The following is a 24,189-nucleotide window of genomic DNA, read 5'->3' as shown; positions in this document are numbered from 1 at the left end:
CAAAGGAGTGGAAGTTTGCCATGGAATTAAATGCTTATATTGGAAGAGCAGGAACAGGGAAGTCACATGAAATCATTGAAGAAATTAAAAGTAAAATGAAACAAGATCCACTAGGTGATCCCATTGTATTAATTGCTCCTACGCAAAATACTTTTCAACTCGAACAAGCATTTGTAAACGATCCTGAACTAAGTGGTAGTCTTAGAACAGAAGTGCTACACTTTGAACATTTGAGTTACCGCGTGTTTCAAGAAGTCGGTGGCTTGATGGAACAACAGTTATCAAAAGCAGGTACAGAGATGATGATTTATGATATCATCCAACAACATCAAACAGAGTTGAAACTTTATCGCTCTCAAGTTAAATACTATGGTTTTAGTGAAAAACTTTATGAACAAATACAAGATTTTAAAAAATATGCAGTTTCTCCAGAACAATTAGAGGAATATATAGCTGCAAATCACTTACAAACACGCACGAAACATAAATTGCAGGACATTGCGCTCATTTATAAACATTTAGAAGATAGAATAAATGGTGAATATGTATCAACTGAGGATTCTCTTCAACGCTTTATAACGATGATGGATCAATCTGAGTGGTTGAAGCGAGCTGAAATATATATCGATGGTTTTCATAACTTTTCGACGTTAGAATATCAAATTATTCGAAGCTTAGTAAGTTATGCGAAAAAGGTTACCGTGGTGTTAACTACAGATGGAGACAAAGATACGTTTAGTTTATTTAGAAAACCATCTGAATCTTTAACGCATATTGAAGACATCGCTAATGACTTAAATATTAAGGTGAATACTAAACATTTTAACGAAACAAAGCGTTTTAACAATAATGATTTAACACATTTAGAGCATAACTTTAATGCATTGCAATTCGAGCCAATCCCGGTACAAGGTAATATTGAAATTCTAGAGGCCTCTGTAATGCGTGAAGAAATTAATGAAGTAGCGCGTCGTATATTGAGAGAAAACCGCGAACAAGGTCGACGTTTTCAAGATATCGCAATTTTATATAGAGATGAATCTTATGCATATTTAATGGAATCGATTTTGCCGCAATACGATATTCCATACAATATAGACATTAAAGAATCTATGACGCATCACCCTATTATGGAAATGATACGCTCACTCATTGAAGTTATACAAACGAATTGGAATTTTGATCCACTCATGCGTCTATTTAAGACAAATATACTATCTAAAAAGTTTAAAGATAGTCATTATCTTATTGATATTTTAGAAAACTTTGTACTTGAACGGGGTATCTATGGCAAACGTTGGATTGATGAAAAATACTTCCATGTTGAACAATTTAGGAAAATGGGCTTAAAACGCCAACCATTAACTGATGAAGAACGTGAAACGTTTGAACGTGTAATTCAAATGAAAACAGATGTTATTGATAAAGTGATGATGTTTGAAGAAAAAATGAATACTGCTACAACTGCAATTAAATTTGCGACAGCTTTTTATGAAGCGATAGAAGCATTTGATTTACCAAGTCAATTGATGACAGAGCGAGACACATTAGATGTTGAGGGTGAACATAAAAAAGCAGAAGAAATTGACCAGATATGGAATGGTTTTATTCAAACATTGGACGATTTAGTTACTGTTTTTGGCGAACAGACTATGACTCAGACACGTTTTTTAGAATTGTTTGATATTGGATTAGAGCAATTAGAATTTGTGATGATACCACAAACGATTGATCAAGTGAGCATAGGGACAATGGATTTAGCTAAAGTTGATAACAAAGTGCATGTATACCTTGTCGGTGTAAATGATGGGGTCATGCCACAAACCGTTTCATCATCGAGTTTGATTACAGACGATGAAAAGAAATACTTCCAAGAACAGTCAACGATAGAATTGAGTCCAACGGCAGATATATTACAAATGGATGAAGCATTTGTGTGCTACATTGCTATGACAAGAAGCCGTGCAGCTGTAACATTTTCTTATTCTTTGATGAGCACAAGTGGAGATGAAAAAGAACCGAGCCCATTTTTAAATCAAATTCAACAGTTATACACAAATTTAGACATTGAAAATATTCATCATCAACACCAAGCTAACCCATTGTCATTAATGGAACATCCACATCAAACTAAAATTGCATTATTTGAATCATTAAAAGCATGGTTAGATGATGAAATTGTCGCTGACACATGGTTAGACACATATCAAGTGATGAGAGACGATGATAACTTAAACGATGGTTTGAGTTATTTATTGTCGGCATTAACGTATGATAATGAAACAGTACAATTAAGTGAATCATTGTCTACAGATTTATATGGTAAGACGATTAATGCAAGTGTATCCAGATTTGAAGGGTATCAGGCCTGTCCATTTAAACATTTCGCATCACATGGCTTACGACTTAACGAACGTACAAAATACAAACTTGAAAATTTTGAATTAGGCGATATTTTCCATCAAGTGTTGAAATTCATTTCAGAAAAAGTGAATGGTGATTTTAAAAACTTAAACACGAAGCAAATTCATAAATTAACAGTAGAGGCTTTATCTGAAATACTACCTGAAGTTCAATTTAACTTGTTGAATTCAACGGCTTACTACCGTTATTTATCACAACGTATCGGTGCTATAGTTGAGACAACATTGACTGCGCTCAAATATCAAGGCAGTCATACAAAATTCACGCCACAACGTTTTGAAGCAGGGTTTAGAAGAAAGCCACGTGATAATAGTGAATTGTTAGCTGAGCCATTGAAGACAACACAAGGTGTTCCAATCAACATTCGTGGACAAATTGACCGTATTGATACATATCAGCATGGTAATCAAAGTTTTGTGAATATTATTGATTATAAGTCTTCAAAATATGGTGGAACACTGGATTTAACTAAAGTTTATTATGGTATGCAAATGCAGATGATGACGTATATGGATATCGTGTTACAAAATAAATCACGTCTAGGTTTAACAGAGATGACTAAACCAGGAGGGCTTTTATATTTTCATGTACATGAACCGCGTATTAAATTGGCATGGAACCAATTAAACGAAGATAAACGAGATACAGAGTTTATAAATTCATTTAAATTAAGTGGGTTATTAAATAGTGATGACTCTGTATTAGACGCTTTTGATACAAGATTAGAACCAAGTTATAATTCTGATATTGTACCACTTGGATTGAAAAAAGACGGAGGAATTAAAAGTAACAGTAAAGTTGCTGATGAAGAAACAATTTATAAATTAATAAAGCATAATAAAAAGAACTTTATTGAAACTGCATCCAGTATTATGGATGGCCATACAGAAGTTGCACCGATGAAATATAATCAAACGTTGCCTTGTGAATTTTGTAATTATAAATCTGTATGTCATGTAGATGGTGCGATTGATAGCAAACGTTATCGTACTGTAGATGAGTCGATTAATCCGTTAGAAGCAGTGCAAAATGTCGAGTTAGAAAGCGAGGAAGATGAATTATGAGTCAAATCCCAGCAAAGCCAGCTGATACAAGATGGACTGATAACCAATGGAAAAGTATTTATGCCAAAGGACAAGATGTACTTGTAGCTGCGGCTGCAGGATCAGGAAAAACAGCTGTTTTAGTTGAGCGTATTATTCAGCGAATTATCAAAGATGAAATAGATGTTGATCGCTTACTTGTAGTGACTTTTACAAACGCAAGTGCACGTGAAATGAAATATCGTGTAGATCAACGTATTCAAGAAGCATCCATAGCATCACCTGATAATGCACATTTGAAAAATCAGCGTATCAAAATTCATCAAGCACAAATTTCTACACTCCATAGTTTTTGTTTGAAATTAATACAACATCATTACGATGTTTTGGATATTGATCCTAACTTTAGAACAAGCAGTGAGGCGGAAAATATTTTACTGCTTGAACAGACGATTGATGAAGTATTGGAAAGTCATTATGATGTGTTAGATCCAAGTTTCGTAGATTTAACAGAACAGTTATCATCTGATCGAAATGATGATCAACTACGAAATACGATTAAACAAATGTTTTATTTTAGCGTGGCGAATCCAAATCCTATAACTTGGTTGCAAAATTTAGCTACCCCTTATTATGATGCGGAGCAACAAGATGATTTACTACAATTACTGAATGATTTAGCAATGATTTTTATGAATTCAGCATTAGAAGCGTTGAATAAAAGTTATGATTTATTCATGATGCTAGAAGAAGTAGATAAACAAGTAGTTGTATTAGAGAAGGAACGACACTTTTTAAATCAAGCGATGGAAGGCGGTCAATTGAATACGCAAGTCATTGCTGAACACCAATTTGAAGCGCGTTTTCCAGCTAAGAACAAGAAGATTAAAGAAGCGAATGAGATGATGCTTGATGCATATGATGATGGTAAAAAACACTATGATCAATATAAAGCATTGGTCTCAAAAGTTCAGGAAGATTATTTTTCACGTGAAGCTGAAGAATTGAAACATGATATGCAACGCTTAGCACCGAGAGTATCATATCTAACACAAGTGACAGCAGATGTAATAAAGCAATTTAATTCGAAAAAAAGAAGTAGAAATCTCTTGGATTTTTCTGATTATGAACATTTTGCGTTGCGTGTATTAATGAATAATGACGGTACGCCTTCAGAAATTGCGGACATGTACCGCCAACAATTTGAAGAAATTCTTGTTGACGAATATCAAGATACGAACAGAGTTCAAGAGAAAATATTATCGTGTATTAAACGAGGTAATGAATCAGATGGCAACTTATTCATGGTCGGTGACGTGAAACAGTCTATCTATAAATTTAGACAGGCAGATCCAAGTTTATTTATAGGAAAATATAATCGTTTTTCATTAGATGGCTTAGAAAATGGTATGAGAATTGATTTATCACAAAACTTCCGTTCAAGAGAAGAAGTACTGACAACGACTAATTATTTATTCAAACATATGATGGATCAAGCAGTAGGGGAAATTGTATATGACGATGCGGCACAATTGTATTATGGCGCCCCTTACGATGATAAGCCTCATGATGTTCAGATGAATATGTTGGTAGAAGATGCTGAGTCTGATTTAAACGGTGCAGAACAAGAAGCTGAGTATATAATTCAGCAAGTTGAAAAAATAATGGCTAAACATGAAATATATGATATGAAATTAGAGCAATATCGTAAACCAAGCTATAAAGACATCGTGATACTTGAACGTTCATATGGCCAGGCGCGTAAGATTCAACAGGCGTTTAAAGACCACAATATACCGTTCCATGTGAATAGTAAGGAAGGGTATTTTGAACAAGTAGAAATACGGTTGATATTATCATTTTTAAGAACAGTTGATAATCCATTACAAGATATCTATTTAGTAGGATTAATGCGTTCAGTGATTTATCAATTCACTGAAGATGAATTATCAAATATCCGCGTATTTAGTCCTAATGATGATTATTTTTATCAATCAATTAAAAATTATATGGCAAATGATGTTGCAAATAAAAAATTGGTAAAAAAATTAGATGCGTTTCTAAAAGATATAGAGATGTATCAACATTATAGCCAAAGTCATCCAGTTTATCAGCTGATTGATAAGTTTTATAATGATCATTATGTGATTCAATATTTTAGTGGAATTATTGGAGGCAAAGGGCGTCGCGCCAATTTATATGGATTATTTAATAAAGCAGTAGAATTTGAGAATTCCAGTTTCCGTGGTTTATATCAATTTATACGTTTTATAGATGAATTAATAGAACGTGGCAAAGATTTTGGAGAAGAAAACGTTATTGGTCCAAATGATGATGTGGTTAGAATGATGACGATTCATAGTAGTAAAGGGTTAGAATTTCCATTTGTAATATATTCTGGGTTATCTCGTAAGTTCAGAAGAGATGATTTACATAGACCAGTGATCTTAAATCAAACTTATGGTTTAGGAATGACTTATTACGATGTGGAAAGTAACTTATCGTACCCTTCGCTATCATCCGTTACGTATAAAGCCATTGCAGAAAAAGAAATGGTCTCTGAAGAAATGAGACTCATATACGTTGCGCTCACACGTGCAAAAGAACAATTATTTTTAATTGGACGTGTTAAGGATGAGAAGGAATTAACTCAGTTTGAACAAGTTTCTGTGTCGGATACCCATTTGCCTGTAAGTTATCGACTAACTGCGCAAAGACCGATTGATATGATTTACCCAATATTGTCAAAACATCAGTCGTCTGCTTTACCGATTGAATTGCGTTTTGAACGCTCAATTGGTGACATCGATGCAACGATGAAACCCTATGTTCAATTGAATACAGATTTTTATCAAGATATTGCATCAGAAGCGGTAGTAGAAGAAAGTGAACGTCGCACGATAGAAGATATTGAGACAATGAATACGAATGATGAAGCAATTAAATCACAAATTCATCAACAGCTGAGCTATACGTATCCGTATCAAGATGCTATCGATAAACCTTCGAAGCAGTCCGTATCTGAATTAAAACGTCAATTAGACACGGAACAAGCAGATACAAATTATGATAGAGTGAGACAATATCGTATAGGAACATCGTCTTATGAAAGACCTGGCTTTTTAAGTCATAGCTCTAAAAGGAAAGCAAATGAAGTTGGTACACTGATGCATACAGTGATGCAACATCTACCATTTAAACGCGACGGCCTATCACAAAGTGAATTACATGCACATATTGATCACATGATTGAAAAACATATCATACCGGAAGATGCGAAAGACGATATTCGCTATGAGGATATCTACACTTTTATTGATAGTAAACTATATGCAACCATTGCATCCAGTGATGAAATATATCGTGAATTACCATTCGTTGTGAATCAATCCAATGTGGATCATTTAAAAACAGTTGACGAAGATGCTTCAATCATTCAAGGTATGATAGACCTTATATTTTTAAAAGATAATCAATATTATTTTGTAGATTATAAGACAGACGCATTTAATAGACGTCGAAATATGTCAGATGAAGAAATTGGTGCTCAATTAAGAGAGCGTTATAAGATACAGATGGAATATTACCGCACCACACTAGAAACAATATTAAAAACCGAAGTTAAAGGATATTTATATTTCTTTAAATTTGGTCAACTTACAATTGATACTTAAATTTCCAAAAGAGGTGCTATATTGTGTCACCGCAACGCAGATTATTTGAATTAGATGCATTACGTGGTTTTAGTTTGTTTGGCATCATATTAATGAATATTTTAGTTTTTAGTTTTCCTTATGAGGAAACATATCTACCTGGAGTATTGCACGGCGCCGATGAATGGCTATTCCGCGTTGTTACACTTTTCGTTATCAGTTCATTTTATCCAATATTTACAATGTTATTTGGATATGGATTAGCCATTATGTATGAAAATAGTAAACGTAGAGGGATGTCTTATTATCCTTTTATATATCGAAGATTAGTAGTTTTAATTATTTTTGGTGTACTACATGGCTATTTTTTATTTAATGGAGATATTTTATTTGGTTATGGTTTTACCGGTATGATTGCAGTGTTATTTATCAAATTGAAACCTAAGACTTTAATTAAATCAGCTGTTGGTTTATTTATAATGAAAATTGTCATATTGGTGATTCCAATTTCTTTAGCGTACTGGAATAAAGGACGACATGAAGCGAGTAATTATTCAGGTAAGTCACTCGCACAATTGGTTGATATCAAACAAAACGGTCATTACTTTGAATTCTTACAAGTTAATGGATTGGAAAGTAAATATAGTGTTATAGATATTGTTACAAGAGCTGCATATCTTGATCTTTTACCTTACATACTTATAGGTATTGCCGCACAAAAATTAAGTTTAATAACTAAGATTCAAAACAACCCACGCAGTGCCATGACTTGGGGCAGTACTTTATTTATTATCGGTTATTTTATTAAACTTCCATTTGCTTTAGATTATGCAAACAATACATTTTCAATCATAAGTTCAATGGTTGGCGGTCCGATTCTTGCGATGGGATACATTTTGATCTTTGTTCGTTTATGTCAATATGCCAAAACTGCGAAAGTACTAGACATTTTTAAATATCCTGGAAAACTCAGTTTATCAGTTTATATATCACAAAGTATCATTTTCACATTCATTTATTATGACGTAGGCTTAAGTTTATACAACAAGTTACCGCTCTATCAATCTTATATTATTGTAGTAGTGGTATATAGTTTGCAACTTTTAGCTTGTTATTATTATTTGAAATTCTTTAAATATGGACCCATCGAGTGGTTATGGCGAAAAATTACTTACTTAAAATAAGACACATTAGAGACAAAACAATAGAATTTTGAAAATTCTAGTTATTTATTTGTTATTTAGTAGTAAATATAGTTATAATATGTAATAAGATATAGATGAGGAGCTGATATTGAATGAAATTCCTATCATTCAGACATGAAGGACAGACATCATATGGTGTGAAAGTAAAACGTGAAGAAGCTGCGTGGGACTTACAAAAAGTTTTTGCAGATTTTTCTGAGGGCACATTCCATCCTAAAACGTTATTAGACGGCCTTCAACAAAACCAAGTCGTAGATTTTCAAGAAGAAGTTCGTAAAGCAGTTGTTGCTGCAGAGGATAGTGGTAAAGGCGAAGATTATAAAGTACAATTTGCTGACATTGAATTTTTACCACCAGTAACACCAACTAATAATGTCATTGCCTTTGGACGTAATTATCAAGATCATGCTAACGAATTAAATCACCAAGTTCAACGCTTGTACGTATTTACTAAAGCCGCTTCTTCATTAACTGGAGATAATAGTACAATTCCTAATCATAAAGATATTACAGATCAATTAGATTATGAAGGGGAATTAGGTATTGTTATTGGAAAATCTGGTGAAAAAATACCAAAAGGCTTAGCATTAGATTACATTTACGGTTATACAATTATTAATGATATTACAGACCGTAAAGCTCAAGATGCACAAGATCAAGCATTCTTATCTAAAAGTTTAACTGGCGGATGCCCAGTTGGACCTTACATCGTAACTAAAGATGAATTACCTACACCTGAAGACGTGAATATTGTTACAAAAGTAAACAATGATATTCGTCAAGATGGTAATACGAGTGCAATGATTCTTAAAATAGATGAATTAATTGAAGAAATTTCTAAATATGTTGCTTTACATCCAGGTGACATTATTGCAACTGGCACACCTGCTGGCGTAGGCGCAGGAATGAATCCTCCGCAATTTTTACAACCAGGTGATGAAGTTAAAGTTACAATTGATAACATTGGTACACTGACTAATTTTATCGCAGAAAAATAAACGATATATATTAACCGGGCTAACGTATGTGATGCCCGGTTTTAATATGCGAAAAATAGAATTAACATTGCAATAATGGGCATATTCAAATAAAATAAGTAGTGCAGAATTTCTTTTTTGAAAAATATACTTATTTTGAGTATGATTAAGAAAGGCACCTTTTATTTTACTAATTAAAAGGTGCAACATACTTCTGTTTTACATATTATTGAAGTAAAAATTGTGTGGGGGTTATATATTATGTTACACATGCATATTGCAAGTTGGGTGTTATTAATAATCTTGTTCTTTGCTGCTTATTTTAATTTTTCAGTAAAACAAGGCGCATCACCTTACTTTAAACCGATTCATATGCTCTTAAGAGTGTTTATGGTATTAGTTTTAATTTCAGGTTTTTGGACGTGGATTCAAGCATTTTCATCTGGTAACGCTGGTGGGCATATGTTACTTACATTGAAAATGATTGGTGGCGTAGCAGTAGTTGCACTCATGGAAGTGTCACTTGCAAAACGTAAAAAAGGTCAATCAAGTCATAGTTTATTGTGGACAACGATTATTGTTATTTTAATTACTATGCTTTTAGGTGTTATCTTGCCATGGGGACCAATTACGCAACTATTTGGTTTATAAAAAATTTAAAACATAAATCAAGTTCAACTAAAAAGGGATCTTCCAATTTTGGAAGATCCCTTTTTAGTTTGAATCATTAGTGCTATTTATTACGCGCTTTGTAACCAATCATATTAATGATATCTTTAGGTCTACTATAGGGCGGGGCATAAGCAACTTCAAATTCTGTTAGTTCGTCTATAGTTAATTTATGCATCATTGCCATAGAGAGCACATCTATACGTTTGTCTGCACCTTTCTTTCCAACAGCAGCCGCACGTAAAATACGTCGGTTCGTTTTGTCAAAATGAATGCGTAAATGTAACTTTGAATTACCTGGATAATAACCGGCATGTTCTCCTTGTTTGGCTTCAACAGTTCCATAGTCGAAGTTCGAAAGTTCTTGTGGAGATACACCGACACTTGCAAATGTATAATCGAAAAATTTCACAATATTTGAACCTAAATAGCCTTTAAATTGTATAGATGGGTCACCGGCTAATTGTTCTGCAATGATACTTGCACCACGATGAGCACCCCAAGCTAACGGGATATGTGCATTTAAATCTACATGGCGATAATGTGAAGTGATAATATCGCCTAAAGCATAGATGTTAGGAATGTTAGTTTGAAACTGATCATTCACTGGCACATAGCCTTTGTCATCAAGAATGACATTGGATGACTCAATAAATGCTGAATTTGGTTTGACTCCGATACCTTCTATTATAAGGTCGTAATCTTCGACTTTACCTGACTCAAAGTGTACTTCATTACCAATGACTTTGGACACTTGTTCATTTAAACGATAGTCTATATGTCTTTTCTCAATTTCATCGATAATTGGCTGATTCATGTCTTCGTCCATTAATTTATTGAGATGTGTTGAACGATGGACTAATGTAGGTGCGATACCTCTTTCATATAAATTATCTAGAATTTCTAAACCAATATAGCCAGCGCCGATTACGAGTGCTTTTTTTACTTGGTTTGCTTCTATAAAGGATTCAATTGCATCTGTATCTTCCATATTTCTTAAAGTAAATGTCATATCGCTGTTTAAGTTTAACGTATTAGCGCTACAACCAGGGCTTAGAATTAATGTGTCATATCGTTCTTCAAAGGTTTTATCTTGTACGTAATCGTAAACAGTTATGGTTTGTGAAGTATCATTGATTGAGGTTACTTCATGATAAGGTTTCACTACAATTTGTTTAGCATCGTAAAATGATTCTGGTGTTGCTTCTAATATTTGATCTCTTGATGCTACGACATTTCCTAAATAATAGGGCAATGCACAGTTCGCAAAACTCATATCACGATCTTTTTCGAAGACCACGATTTCACTTTCTTGATCCAATCTTCTTATTTGGCTGGCAACGGTCGCACCACCAGCAACAGCACCAACGACTACGATTTTATTCATAATAAATTGCCTCCTAGTGAGTAAATCTCATATTAAATATAAGATTTTACAGTTACTTCATACGGAATGTTTAATTGGAAGTAATCATTTAAGTAACGACCAATACCATCATTATTATTTGAATGCGTGATTTCATTTGCAATATGTTTTAACTCATCCAAGCCATTTTCCATTGCGATACCATGTTTTGCGTATTTAATCATTTCTAAATCATTATCTTCATCGCCGAATGCGATAATATGATTTCTATCAATGTCTAAATGTGTTTTAACATAATCAATACCGCGTGCTTTGCTGATACCTTGTTTTACAATTTCTATAACTGGGAAAGGTGAACCCCATCTACGGTGTTCAATATTTTCTGCATAGAATCGTGTAAGCATTTGTTTAACTCTAGGAATCATAAATTCTTCTGCTTCTACTAAAATTGAAGTCGGTGATTCATTTAAACAAGTAAGTAAATCGCCTGTTTCAATTTTTGGCGTACCCATGGAAAAACCATCGAATAATTTTTGATCATAGCTATTAAGAAATACATAATCTTTCACTTCTGCAATAATATTAGTAACGCCAAAATCATTTAAAGATTGAATAATATTTCGAGCTAAATCAAAATCTAATCTTTCATGCATTGTTTCAAATTGATCATCTTTTGGATGATGTACAAATGCGCCATTAAAGTTAACGACAGGTGTATTCATATTAAGTTCATGATAATAAATTTGGCTTGCTCTGTAAGGTCGACCAGTAGCAATCATTAATTTGTGACCTTGATTTTGTAAAGTTGTTAGTACTTCTTTGGTATATGGTGTGATCACTTTTTCATCGTTCAAAAGTGTTCCGTATAAATCTAGACAAATTAAATAAGGTTTCATGTAAATCTCCTTAATCTTTGATAATTGATGTATGAACATCATAGCATTTTATTGGCGTTTTGTAAGATATTTGATATATTGTTAATAAGATTAAATACGAAGAGGTGAAATTTATGGAGGAAGATTTAAAAGATAGCATATTAGGTGCTTTAGAAATGGTAATTGACCCTGAGTTAGGAATTGATATTGTGAACTTAGGCTTAATATATAATGTGAATGTTGATGATGAAGGCTTATGCACAGTAGATATGACACTGACTTCTATGGGTTGTCCAATGGGGCCGCAGATTATGAATCAAGTGAAAGAAGTATTAGCTGAAGTTCCGGAAGTTAAGGATACAGAGATTAATATCGTTTGGAGTCCACCATGGGGGAAAGATAAGATGTCTCGTTACGCTAAAATTGCTTTAGGCGTAAGCTAAGCTTTAATATTTAGAATGAAAACTAGTCTAGTAAGTACGTTTTTAAATGTACTTTCACTTAGGCTAGTTTTTTTGTTTGAAAACTTTGAGCAATTTAAGGTGTTTATTTTTATATTGTTCAATTCATTAAAAGTGTTGTGGTAATAGGTCGCTACGCAGAATTATCTTATGGTTATATTAAGACACCGTTTAGAAAGAATAGCTTCAAAACATTTACGTTAAATAAGCTTAATAAGGACAGATTTATTAGAACTGTAATATTGATTATTATTTTGATTCCAAGGCTATTCGTTTTTGTAGGGGCTTTTGATCATTGAGGTAAAGATACAGGTTCGAATAAAAAACTTTTAATACAGTAAAAATCGAGAAAAATTTAGTACATACCATACCATCTGAAGAACAATTAGATGAATTAATTGGTAAATTTAGTAGCGCTAAAGTTTATTTGAAAAACACGCGTGTACTAAGAAAGTATGAGAGACACGTTAATGTGTCGATGAATAATGCAGCTGAAAAGCATGATAATGTCACGCTCATCGATTGGTACAAACGTTTTGAGGGTCACTCTGAATACTTTGCACCAAATGGTATTCATTTAGAAAAGTCAGGTATTGAAGCTATGACTGATGAAATATTAAAACATATACTATCTAAAAAATTATGCATAATGTAGAAAGTAATATGTGAAAGTTTGTGATTAAAAGTATATAAAAACGCCCCCAATTTTTGAGGACGTTCAGAATATCAACAAATTCTTATGCTTTGTCGACATTTTTATGCATGTTTTCCAAGGCAATAGCTTCAAACTGTAGTCTTTGTCTATTGCTGTATTTACTAGTCAAGAGTGGTCGTAAAGTAGCAATATGATTAATTGCACCTTTATTCTTTAATATTTTTTATCTTCTTTATGAATAGGGTAGTCATTCGCACTCATATCACGTCTTGTCATGAGGCCATTGGCATTAAATTCCCAATGTTCATTACCATGTGTACGCATCCACTGATTTGTACTTGCATCTCGCCATTCGTATTCAAATCTAACAGATATACGATTGTCAGTATAGCACCACAATGCTTTCATTAATTTATAATCTAGTTCTTTATCCCATTTTCTATAAAGAAATGCTTTTATTTGCTCACGACCTTCGAAAAATTCACTACGATTTCTCCAAACTGAGTCTTCTGTATATGCTAAGCACACTTGTACTGGATTTCTAGTATTCCATGCAGTTTCTGCCATTTTCACTTTTTGTAAGGCGGTCTGCGCATTGAAAGGTGGCACAGGCGTTTTCATTTCTTCGGTCATTTTGGACACATCCTTTATTGTAAAGTTACAAGCAGTCTAGCAGAGTATATATTTTAATCCAATTTTTACAATGTCATTTAAAAGTATAAAAACAGTGTTTAAGCGTAGTAGAAAATGGGCAAAACACTGATATACACTGACTTATAAAAGAATAAAATAAATTTTAAAATGTAGACTAATTTGTTGATTATTTAAATGAAAAGGACTATAATTAAATTAAGGTCAAAGAAAGTCAAAGTCAAACTTGATTTGTTTTGATCAAACTCTTAATGGTGAGGTGAATCATTTTGGATATTAATCAAATGACCTATGCAGTTCAAGGTGCTTTACAAAAAGCAGTTGAATTGGCAAAAGAAAATGAGAATCAAAATATAGAAATTGAAGCTGTGCTTAAAGCAGCACTTGAAGAAAATGAAAGCTTATTTAAAAGTGTTCTAGAAAGAGCAAATATTGATACAGAACAACTTGTTAAAGCATATAATGAAAAATTAAAAAGTTATCCATCGGTTCAAGGAGAAAACATTCAATATGGGCAATACATCAGTCCTAAAGCAAATGAACTTATAAATAAAGCAGAAACTTATATGAAGTCCTATGAAGATGAATATATATCTATGGAACATCTTATACTTTCTGCCATGGAAATTGATGAAACAACAAAACAGTTTATCGGTAACAAAAAAGAGGTCATCGAAGAAATTATTAAAAAAATAAGAGGGGGTAATCACGTGACGTCACAAAATCCAGAATCAAATTATGAAGCATTAGAAAAATATGGTCGCGATTTAGTTGAAGAAGTACGTAAAGGTAATATGGACCCAGTCATTGGTCGTGACGAAGAAATTAGAAATACAGTCAGAATTTTAAGTAGAAAAACAAAAAACAACCCAGTATTGATTGGTGAACCTGGTGTTGGTAAAACAGCTATTGTTGAAGGTCTGGCCCAACGTATTGTACGTAAAGATGTGCCTGAATCTTTACTAGATAAAACGATTTTTGAATTAGATTTAAGTGCACTTGTAGCAGGTGCCAAATATCGTGGTGAATTTGAAGAACGTTTGAAAGCAGTATTAAAAGAAGTGAAAGATTCAGATGGCAGAATTTTATTATTTATTGATGAAATCCATATGCTTGTTGGTGCGGGTAAAACAGAAGGCGCTATGGACGCTGGTAATATGTTGAAACCTATGCTTGCACGCGGTGAATTACATTGTATTGGTGCAACAACGTTAAATGAATACAGAGAATATATTGAAAAAGATTCGGCTTTAGAACGTCGTTTCCAAAAAGTAAATGTATCTGAACCTGATGTAGAAGACACAATTTCAATTTTACGTGGACTAAAAGAGCGTTACGAAGTGTATCACGGTGTCCGTATACAAGACAAAGCAATCGTAGCAGCTGCAGAATTATCAGATCGCTATATCACAGATCGTTTCTTACCTGATAAAGCGATTGATTTAGTGGATCAAGCTTGTGCAACAATCCGTACTGAAATGGGTTCTAATCCTACTGAACTAGATCAAGTCAATAGACGCGTGATGCAATTAGAAATAGAAGAAAGTGCCTTAAAAAATGAATCTGACAATTTAAGTAAACAGCGTTTACAAGAATTGCAACAAGAATTATCTAATGAAAAAGAAAAACAAAATGCGATACAATCTCGTGTTGAAGAAGAAAAAAGTAAAATAGCAAAACTACAAGAAAAACGTACAGAGTTAGATGAAAGTAGAAAAGCGTTAGAAGATGCTGAAAACAATTATGATTTAGAAAAAGCAGCAGAATTACAACATGGTAAAATTCCAGAATTAGAAAAAGAATTACGTGAACTTGAAGATGCATTCCAAAACGAACAAAACGGTGATAATGATCGCATTATTCGTGAAATAGTAACAGATGAAGAAATTGGCGATATCGTTAGTTCTTGGACGGGTATACCAGTATCTAAACTTGTTGAAACTGAAAGAGAAAAATTATTAAATCTATCTGATATTTTACATGAACGTGTAGTAGGACAAGATAAAGCAGTAGATTTAGTTGCAGATGCTGTTGTAAGAGCACGTGCAGGTATTAAAGACCCAAATAGACCTATCGGTAGTTTCTTATTCTTAGGTCCAACAGGTGTCGGTAAAACAGAACTAGCTAAATCATTAGCATCAACGTTATTTGATTCTGAAAAACATATGATTCGTATTGATATGAGTGAATATATGGAAAAACATTCAGTTTCACGTTTAATTGGTGCACCTCCAGGCTATGTAGGTCATGATGAAGGTGGACAATTAACAGAAGCTGTTCGCCGTAATCCATATTCAGTGATATTGTTAGATGAAATTGAAAAAGCGCATTCAGATGTATTTAATGTGCTTTTACAAATATTAGAAGAAGGTCGTTTAACGGATTCTAAAGGGCGAGAAGTTGATTTTAAAAATACAATTATTATTATGACAAGTAATATAGGTTCTCAAGTGCTATTAGAAAACGTTAAGGATGCAGGTGTCATCACAGATGCAACTGAAAAAGCTGTGATGAATAGCTTAAACCAATACTTCAAACCTGAAATTATCAACCGTATGGATGATATTGTACTCTTTAAACCATTAACAATTGGAGATATGAGTTTAATTGTAGATAAAATATTAGCACAATTGAACATCAGACTTATGTCACAACGACTCTCAATTGATGTGTCTGATAAAGCAAAAGCATGGCTAGGTGAAGAAGCGTATGAACCACAATTTGGTGCTCGACCATTGAAACGTTTTGTTCAAAGACAAATTGAAACACCGTTGGCACGTAAAATGATTAAAGAAAACTTAACAGAAGGCACGAAAGTAAACATAGACTTATCGGATGATGGTTTGACATTTGAAGAAATTAAACCAGACACGGAATAAGTATAATTTTAATTAACAAGCTTCTGATAAGTAAAACATTTAAATAGAGCGTCACCTTAAAATAATAATACGAACCCAATAACAGGAATGGTGTAGCACGTAGATAAGAGTCTGAGACATAAATATCCCATTCTCAAATTAAAAGCAGCAATCTATTAGTTTCTAATGGATTGCTGCTTTTCTATGTTAAAATCGGTACAATTATATAAATTCATACAAAAAAATAAGCCACTTTCGTATAATAAAGTTACTCTAACATAACTTTAAAACGAGGTGTCTTATGTATAAGAAGTATAAAAATGTGATTGAAAAGTCGAAATCACTTTATGAAGAACTCATACAAACAGAGATTTTACCTAAGCTCAAATTAGAGATGAATGAAGAAATGAGCAATCAAGATTTAAAAGCTGACAGTGATTTGATGCGACTGCTGACTACAGGATGAGATTGTGCCCGTGGAAAGCGTGCACAAAAAATGCCAACAAAGTCTCTGACTTTGTTGGCATTTTATACGTGTCTAATTATAGACGCGCTCTAATGTTGTTCCTTTGTATCATCATTATTGCCTTTAATAACCATTTCAAATAAAACAATAATAATAGTGAAAAATATCGCGCCTACAATAGGTGTGATGAGGTTAAGCTCGCCACCACCTGCTAAACTATTAAGCACAAAGTTAATCATTTGCAATAAGACAATAGACCAAAATAAAGTTGCGAGGTATTTCATTATGTAATGCCTCCAATATAATATATATAAGTTCATTATAAATAAGAAAGCGCTATTTGTATAGTAGCAAAGTTAGATTCATAGTTTTACATTGTTATAATAGAAGGTTTAAATTATAATTAATCTGTAAAACATCTTATAAGTTAGCTGTTGTTCTTGTATTTGAAATGTGTATTATGTTAAATTAATACCTGGTATTAAAATTAAAATCAAAAATAAGAAGGTGTACAACCATGGACGTGGGTATTAAAGGTTTTGGTGCATACACACCTAAAAATGTTGTAGACAATACCTATTTTGAATCATTTTTAGAAACTTCAGATAAATGGATTTCACAAATGACTGGCATTAAAGAAAGAAGATGGGCAGATGAAGATGAAGAAACTTCAGATTTAGCTTATCATGCAAGTTTAAAAGCGATAGAAGATGCGAATATCGAAGCATCAGAAATTGATATGATTATCGTTGCAACATCAACTGGGGATTTCCCATTTCCTACAGTTGCTAACATATTACAAGAAAAATTAGGCGTTGGCAAAGTTGCATCAATGGATCAACTTGCAGCATGTAGTGGGTTTATGTATGCCATGATAAATGCTAAGCAATTTGTTCAGTCAGGAGACTATAAAAATATACTTGTTGTTGGTGCAGATAAATTATCTAAAATCACTGATTTTACAGACCGTTCAACTGCAATTTTATTTGGTGATGGTGCTGGCGCAGTTGTAATTGGAGAAGTATCTGAAGGACGTGGTATTTTAAGCTATGAATTGGGTTCAGATGGTTCAGGCGGTAAATATCTATATTTAAATCCTGAAAATGGAAAAATATCCATGAACGGACGCGAGGTATTTAAATTTGCTGTAAGAATTATGGGTGAAGCGTCTAACAATGCAGTAGCCAAAGCAAATTTAACCCCTGAAGACGTTGACATGTTTGTACCACATCAAGCAAATATAAGAATTATGGAATCAGCGCGAGAACGCTTAGGCATTCCAAAAGAAAAAATGAGTGTTTCAGTAGATAAATATGGGAATACTTCAGCGGCTTCAATACCGTTAAGCATTTCTCAAGAATTAGAAAATGGCAAGATTAAAGATGATGATGTTCTAGTATTAGTAGGATTTGGTGGCGGTCTTACATGGGGCGCTGTAACTTTAAGATGGGGAAAATAGGAGGATAAAATATGACCAAAGAACAACGTGTTGTAATTACAGGAGTTGGAGCATTATCACCTCTTGGTAATGATGCAAAAACATCATGGAATAATGCTCTAAACGGTGTAAGTGGTATTGATACGATTACACGTGTAGATACAACAGATTATAATGTTCATTTAGCGAGTGAGCTAAAAGATTTTAATATAGAAGACCATATGCCTAAAAAAGAAGCACGACGCATGGATCGCTTTACACAGTACGCAGTGGTTGCAGCTAGAGAAGCAGTACAAGATGCTAAATTAGTTATTAACGAAGATACTGCTAATAGAATAGGTGTATGGATTGGGTCTGGTATTGGCGGTATGGAAACATTTGAAATTTCACATAGCCAATTATTAAACCGTGGCCCTAGACGCGTGAGTCCTTTCTTTGTACCAATGCTTATTCCAGACATGGCAGCAGGACAAGTATCAATTGATTTAGGTGCTAAAGGACCTAATGGTGCGACAGTGACTGCATGTGCGACAGGTACGAATTCAATTGGTGAAGCATTTAAAGTTATACAACGTGGAGATGCAGACGCAATGATTTCAGGTGGAGCTGAAGCACCTATAACGCATATGGCGTTAGCAGGTTTCAGTGCAAGTCGTGCCTTATCTACAAATGATGATAAAGAAACAGCTTGTAGACCATTCCAAGAAGGTCGTGATGGTTTTATTATGGGCGAAGGTGCTGGTGTCGTAGTTCTTGAATCTCTAGAGTCAGCTCAAGCGCGTGGCGCAGAAATCTATGCTGAAGTTGTAGGTTATGGTTCAAGTGGCGACGCACATCATATTACTGCACCTTCACCAGAGGGCGAAGGTGGTTCACGTGCAATGCAAGCTGCTTTAGATGATGCCGGTATAGAAGCTAAGGAAGTGCAATATCTTAATGCACACGGTACAAGCACACCAGTAGGAGATCTAACAGAAATCCAAGCAATTAAAAATACGTTTGGACAAGCTGCTGCTTCACTAAAGATAAGTTCAACAAAATCTATGACAGGTCATTTACTTGGTGCGACAGGTGGATTAGAGGCGATATTCTCTGCACTTTCTATTAGAGATAGTCGCATTGCGCCAACAATTCATGCAGATTCTCCAGATCCAGAATGTGATCTTGATATTGTACCAAACAAAGCGGAAGACTTAGAAATTAATTACGCGATGAGTAATAGTTTAGGTTTCGGTGGACACAATGCCGTAATCGTATTGAAAAAGTTCGCTGATTAAATCTATAAACTTTCATTTTAAAAGAGTTAAATGAAATATGTCTAAGATATATAAATTGATGAAAACAGTCGGAATTTAAAATTCTGGCTGTTTTTTTAGGTTTATTTTTATTTTTTCAGTATCAATACGCTTCCGATAATTGCACTTAGAATACATATTTATCATTATTAACTTTATGATGAAAAAATGTTAATTTTGAAAATTGTATGTACACAACAAACAATTAATGTATAATAGGAATAATTTCGGAGTCAGGAGGGATGAGATTTGAAGAAATTTATGACGTTATCAACCACTTTGAAAACAAGACTAATAGCGGATTTCATCTTGAATGTAGCGAGTCAAGCGATTTTACCCTTCATGGCTTTATATCTAACGAGCAAAACAAATGCGGTTTTTGCCGGTGCCTTTTTAATCACAAATATTGTTGTTAGTTTTTTCGTGTCTTTTCTAGGTGGATACTTAGGAGATAATTATAATAGGAAGAGAGTCGTTAATTATATACATTTCTTATATGCTATATGCTTAATTATATTAAGTATAACTGTAACTATGGACGGTATCGGTTTAATTATTTTTTGTGCTATTGTATTTATTTTTGAAATTTTATTTGCGGCGAGTCAACCTATTTTTGAAGCGGCTATCATGGATGCGATATATGAAGAGGTAAGGGAATATGTATATCAAGTTAATTATTGGATGTTTAATATTAGTACGGCGATAGGAATGATGTTAGGTGCATTACTATACTTAGGTCACAAGCATTTATTATTTATTATGTTCTTCTTCGCTATGTTAGTGAGTTGGTATTTATTTGAAAAATATTATGATGTAGAACAAATTTATAATAAAAAAGAGCCACTGACCTCTCGCTTTAAACATTTTGTGAATAGTTATCATGTTGTGCTAAAAGATAAATACTATATGATTTTTAATTTAGGAATGATGCTGATTTTTATGGCAGAACTCAGTTTAAATTCATATGTCGTAGTAAGATTGAAAGATGAGTTTGAAGCCTTTCATTTTTTAGGAGTTTACATAGATGGCGTAAGGATGTTTACTGTCATTATGATTATCAATACGATTGTGGTAGCGACGTTAACTTTTACAGTGAATCGACTTATAGCGCAAACTTCTAAAAGAGTGGTCTTTATCATCGGTATAGTATTGTATACGGTTGGTTATAGTGTATTGACGTCAGCCAGTGCGTTTTGGATATTGTGTTTATTTGCAATCATTGCCACGTTAGGGGAATTAATTTATTCGCCAATTCAAAATGCGCAACGCTTTTTAATGATACCTGATGACAAGCGCAGTACGTATTCTACATTTGGTATGGTCTCATATTATGGTGCCAATGTATTATCTAGATTCGGATTAATTTTGGGTGCATTTTTACTGCCATGGATGATGTCAGTCTATGTTGCAGTAGTTGTATTAATCGGTTTTGTTTTACTTTACTATGCTTTATTCTTTAACCCCAATATAGAAACAAGATAATAAAAAGACTGTATTAGAGTATTGTGGAAAAATGAACAATATCTAATGCAGTCTTTTATATTGCAAAAGAAATACCAATAGAGAGTAATAAATAAAATAAATTACATACAAATGCAATTTTAACCCATGGCGTAACAAAATAATTTTCTTTTTTTGCTTGCGTCGGTTTGAAAAACTCATCATTTTCGAGTGTGTCTTTATGTTTTTTGTTAGTAAGTTGATATTTTAGTCTTCTAAAACCATAGCTTGTAGGATCTAAAATGCCTTCTTGAACAACGATAACGATAAAGAAGATGATAGCCAATGAAATGGAAATATAGAAAAAGGTATTAATATAAAGCACTAACGTATGTGAAGCAAATAACCAGACTAATAAAGAGAGTAAAGGTGTAAAAATAACCCAAATTAGTAAACTTTTTATGTATTTCAAATTAACTCCTCCAATTATACAATAAATTTATTGTAACTTAATAAACCTAAAAAATGAATATAAACTTCTATAAATTCAATTATATCAACACTTGTATAAGATTATAAAATAAATTGTTTAAAAAGTCTTTAATAATGTAAAGCAAAACAATATTGCTTTACGGGTAAAGGAAAAGTATAATGTTAATAAATATTCTGAATATTTTAAAGGGAATGTTTATTCTGAATTTAAAGGGGGATAAAATATGCTTAAGTATGTTTTAAAGCGTTTGGGATATATGATTTTATCATTATTCATAATCATTACGATTACATTTTTCTTAATGAAGCTTATGCCAGGTTCACCATTTAATGATGAAAAATTAAATGAAGAGCAGAAGCAAATTTTAAATGAAAAGTATGGTTTGAATGAACCTGTTCCAGTACAGTATGCAAGTTATTTAAAGAATGTCGTTACAGGGGATTTTGGTAACTCATTCCAATATGATAACCAACCTGTGTGGGACTTAATACAACCAAGATTATTACCATCGCTTGAAATGGGACTGACAGCTATGGTTATTGGTGTGATATTAGGGTTGATTTTAGGGGTTATAGCAGCAGTACGGCAAAACAGTTGGGTCGATTATACAGCCACCGTCATTTCGGTTATTGCAGTATCAGTACCATCATTTGTTTTAGCAGTATTGTTACAATACTTATTTGCAGTTAGATTACAGTGGTTACCAGTTGCAGGTTGGGAAGGCATATCGACCGCGATACTGCCATCATTAGCACTATCGGCAGCAGTACTAGCGACGGTGGCAAGATACATAAGAGCAGAGATGATAGAAGTTTTAAGTTCAGATTATATCTTGTTAGCACGTGCAAAAGGTAATTCAACAATGAGAGTACTATTTGGACATGCATTACGGAATGCATTGATACCGGTTATTACGATTATTGTACCGATGTTAGCAAGTATCTTAACTGGTACTTTGACAATTGAAAATATTTTCGGTGTGCCAGGGTTAGGGGACCAATTCGTGAGATCAATCACTACGAATGACTTCCCAGTTATCATGGCGACGACAATTTTATTCAGTACATTGTTTATTGTCTCCATTTTCATTGTAGATATTTTATACGGTTTAATTGATCCGCGTATCCGTGTACAAGGGGGTAAAAAATAATGGCTGATAAAAGAGATGAAAAATTAACAGATGATCATTCAAATGCAGTTATGACACATAATTCAGAAGGTATACCAGCTTCTGATTTTATTAGAAGCGAGAATGACATTGAAAAAGAACCGGAAATGCAAAGAGAAAGTAAAAACTTTTGGCAAGATGCATGGACGCAATTGAAACGAAATAAACTAGCGGTAGTTGGGATGATTGGTTTAATCCTTATCGTACTACTCGCATTAATTGGTCCTTTAATAAGTTCACACGATTTTGCTGAACAAGATGTAGATAGACGTAACTTACCAGCTAAAATACCTGTGCTAGATAAAATACCATTCTTGCCATTTGATGGTGAAGGCGCAAAAGGTGTCGATGCTTATAAAGAAGCAGGCGTTACAGAGAACTTTTGGTTTGGTACAGATCAGTTAGGTAGAGATTTATGGTCAAGAACTTGGCAAGGCGCGCAAGTATCCTTATTCATTGGTGTAGTAGCAGCTTTGCTCGATATATTTATAGGTGTTGTGTACGGGGCAATATCTGGATTCTTTGGCGGACGGATAGATAATGTCATGCAGCGTATTATAGAAGTGGTTGCTTCGATACCTACACTGATTGTGGTTATTTTATTCGTATTAATTTTCGAGCCATCTATTTGGACCATCATTTTAGCCATGGCACTTACCGGTTGGATTGGTATGAGTCGTGTGGTACGTGGTGAATTCTTAAAGTTAAAAACACAAGAATTTGTTTTAGCATCTACAACATTAGGTGCATCAAAACTAAAATTAATATTCAAACATATTTTACCTAATACACTTGGCGTTATCGTAGTAACTTCTATGTTTACAGTACCAAATGCCATTTTCTTCGAAGCGTTCTTAAGTTTCATTGGTATTGGTGTACCAGCACCTAAGACGTCATTAGGTTCGTTAGTAAATGAAGGTAGAGCGATGCTGTTAATTCACCCACATGAATTATTTATACCAGCAGTAGTATTAAGTTTATTAATTTTATTCTTCTACTTATTTAGTGATGGATTACGCGATGCATTTGATCCTAAAATGCGCAGATAATAA

18 protein-coding genes and 1 pseudogene are annotated in these 24,189 nt (G+C 33.5%); 14 read left to right on the top strand and 5 right to left on the bottom strand.

The annotated features are described in order from the left end of the window. The first annotated feature begins 20 nt into the window (after positions 1-20). From addB to ACP3TL_RS07745, 5 genes are all read left to right on the top strand, one after another. Positions 21-3,488: a helicase-exonuclease AddAB subunit AddB gene (gene addB / locus ACP3TL_RS07765; RefSeq protein WP_285326205.1), complete on the top strand. Its 3,468-nt coding sequence runs from the start codon at positions 21-23 to the stop codon at positions 3,486-3,488. After that, a complete protein-coding gene (addA, locus tag ACP3TL_RS07760; protein WP_285326280.1) occupies positions 3,482-7,141 on the top strand; it encodes a helicase-exonuclease AddAB subunit AddA in 3,660 nt (1,219 codons plus the stop codon). The genes addB and addA overlap by 7 nt, the downstream gene beginning before the upstream one ends. Positions 7,142-7,164: 23 nt before the next feature. After that, a complete protein-coding gene (locus ACP3TL_RS07755) occupies positions 7,165-8,304 on the top strand; it encodes a DUF418 domain-containing protein (protein WP_069833049.1) in 1,140 nt (379 codons plus the stop codon). A 113-nt stretch (positions 8,305-8,417) separates the two neighbouring features. Next, on the top strand, positions 8,418-9,323 hold the full coding sequence (locus ACP3TL_RS07750; protein ID WP_069833050.1) for a fumarylacetoacetate hydrolase family protein: 906 nt from the start codon (positions 8,418-8,420) through the stop codon (positions 9,321-9,323). 240 nt (positions 9,324-9,563) lie between these two features. Next, a complete protein-coding gene (locus ACP3TL_RS07745) occupies positions 9,564-9,953 on the top strand; it encodes a YisL family protein (RefSeq protein ID WP_069833051.1) in 390 nt (129 codons plus the stop codon). An 82-nt stretch (positions 9,954-10,035) separates the two neighbouring features. Here ACP3TL_RS07745 and ACP3TL_RS07740 read toward each other — a convergent pair whose 3' ends face one another. Further along, positions 10,036-11,358 (bottom strand): CoA-disulfide reductase, encoded by a 1,323-nt coding sequence (locus tag ACP3TL_RS07740; protein ID WP_069833052.1) that lies wholly within the window; start codon positions 11,356-11,358, stop codon positions 10,036-10,038. 32 nt (positions 11,359-11,390) lie between these two features. Further along, on the bottom strand, positions 11,391-12,233 hold the full coding sequence (locus tag ACP3TL_RS07735) for a Cof-type HAD-IIB family hydrolase (RefSeq protein ID WP_285326206.1): 843 nt from the start codon (positions 12,231-12,233) through the stop codon (positions 11,391-11,393). 113 nt (positions 12,234-12,346) lie between these two features. Between ACP3TL_RS07735 and ACP3TL_RS07730 the strand changes: the two genes are divergently transcribed. Beyond that, positions 12,347-12,655: a metal-sulfur cluster assembly factor gene (locus tag ACP3TL_RS07730; RefSeq protein ID WP_002508116.1), complete on the top strand. Its 309-nt coding sequence runs from the start codon at positions 12,347-12,349 to the stop codon at positions 12,653-12,655. 394 nt (positions 12,656-13,049) lie between these two features. After that, positions 13,050-13,328: pseudogene (locus ACP3TL_RS07725) on the top strand (SGNH/GDSL hydrolase family protein); the annotation flags it as partial. A 213-nt stretch (positions 13,329-13,541) separates the two neighbouring features. Here ACP3TL_RS07725 and ACP3TL_RS07720 read toward each other — a convergent pair. After that, a complete protein-coding gene (locus tag ACP3TL_RS07720; RefSeq protein ID WP_069833054.1) occupies positions 13,542-13,961 on the bottom strand; it encodes a nuclear transport factor 2 family protein in 420 nt (139 codons plus the stop codon). A 287-nt stretch (positions 13,962-14,248) separates the two neighbouring features. Between ACP3TL_RS07720 and clpB the strand changes: the two genes are divergently transcribed. Both clpB and ACP3TL_RS07710 read left to right on the top strand, forming a co-directional pair. After that, entirely contained in the window at positions 14,249-16,858 is a 2,610-nt protein-coding gene (gene clpB, locus ACP3TL_RS07715) for an ATP-dependent chaperone ClpB (protein ID WP_277575797.1), read from the top strand. 280 nt (positions 16,859-17,138) lie between these two features. After that, entirely contained in the window at positions 17,139-17,303 is a 165-nt protein-coding gene (locus ACP3TL_RS07710; protein ID WP_176721526.1) for a hypothetical protein, read from the top strand. An 89-nt stretch (positions 17,304-17,392) separates the two neighbouring features. On the opposite strand, the gene ACP3TL_RS07705 is transcribed toward ACP3TL_RS07710, so the two are convergent. Beyond that, a complete protein-coding gene (locus ACP3TL_RS07705; protein ID WP_002508112.1) occupies positions 17,393-17,587 on the bottom strand; it encodes a DUF2929 family protein in 195 nt (64 codons plus the stop codon). A gap of 233 nt (positions 17,588-17,820) precedes the next feature. Here ACP3TL_RS07705 and ACP3TL_RS07700 point away from each other — a divergent pair, with 233 nt between their 5' ends. The 3 genes from ACP3TL_RS07700 to ACP3TL_RS07690 all read left to right on the top strand — a co-directional run bounded on the left by ACP3TL_RS07700 (position 17,821) and on the right by ACP3TL_RS07690 (position 21,518). Then, positions 17,821-18,762: a beta-ketoacyl-ACP synthase III gene (locus ACP3TL_RS07700; RefSeq protein ID WP_069818025.1), complete on the top strand. Its 942-nt coding sequence runs from the start codon at positions 17,821-17,823 to the stop codon at positions 18,760-18,762. A gap of 11 nt (positions 18,763-18,773) precedes the next feature. Further along, a complete protein-coding gene (fabF, locus tag ACP3TL_RS07695; protein ID WP_069833056.1) occupies positions 18,774-20,018 on the top strand; it encodes a beta-ketoacyl-ACP synthase II in 1,245 nt (414 codons plus the stop codon). A 267-nt stretch (positions 20,019-20,285) separates the two neighbouring features. Then, a complete protein-coding gene (locus ACP3TL_RS07690; protein ID WP_069833057.1) occupies positions 20,286-21,518 on the top strand; it encodes an MFS transporter in 1,233 nt (410 codons plus the stop codon). A gap of 55 nt (positions 21,519-21,573) precedes the next feature. On the opposite strand, the gene ACP3TL_RS07685 is transcribed toward ACP3TL_RS07690, so the two are convergent. Next, positions 21,574-21,948: a DUF3899 domain-containing protein gene (locus ACP3TL_RS07685; protein ID WP_069818028.1), complete on the bottom strand. Its 375-nt coding sequence runs from the start codon at positions 21,946-21,948 to the stop codon at positions 21,574-21,576. A gap of 244 nt (positions 21,949-22,192) precedes the next feature. Here ACP3TL_RS07685 and opp3b point away from each other — a divergent pair, with 244 nt between their 5' ends. Continuing rightward, positions 22,193-23,119 (top strand): oligopeptide ABC transporter permease, encoded by a 927-nt coding sequence (gene opp3b, locus ACP3TL_RS07680; RefSeq protein ID WP_069818029.1) that lies wholly within the window; start codon positions 22,193-22,195, stop codon positions 23,117-23,119. Next, positions 23,119-24,186 carry an oligopeptide ABC transporter permease gene (opp3C, locus tag ACP3TL_RS07675; protein WP_410529805.1) on the top strand — a complete coding sequence of 356 codons (1,068 nt, stop codon included), beginning with the start codon at positions 23,119-23,121 and terminating at the stop codon, positions 24,184-24,186. The genes opp3b and opp3C overlap by 1 nt, the downstream gene beginning before the upstream one ends. Positions 24,187-24,189: the final 3 nt, after the last annotated feature.

Origin of the sequence: Staphylococcus caseorum, assembly GCF_049943195.1 — a bacterium.
Classification (GTDB): Bacteria; Bacillota; Bacilli; order Staphylococcales; family Staphylococcaceae; genus Staphylococcus; species Staphylococcus equorum_A.
This window is presented reverse-complemented; position numbering and strand designations above follow the sequence as displayed.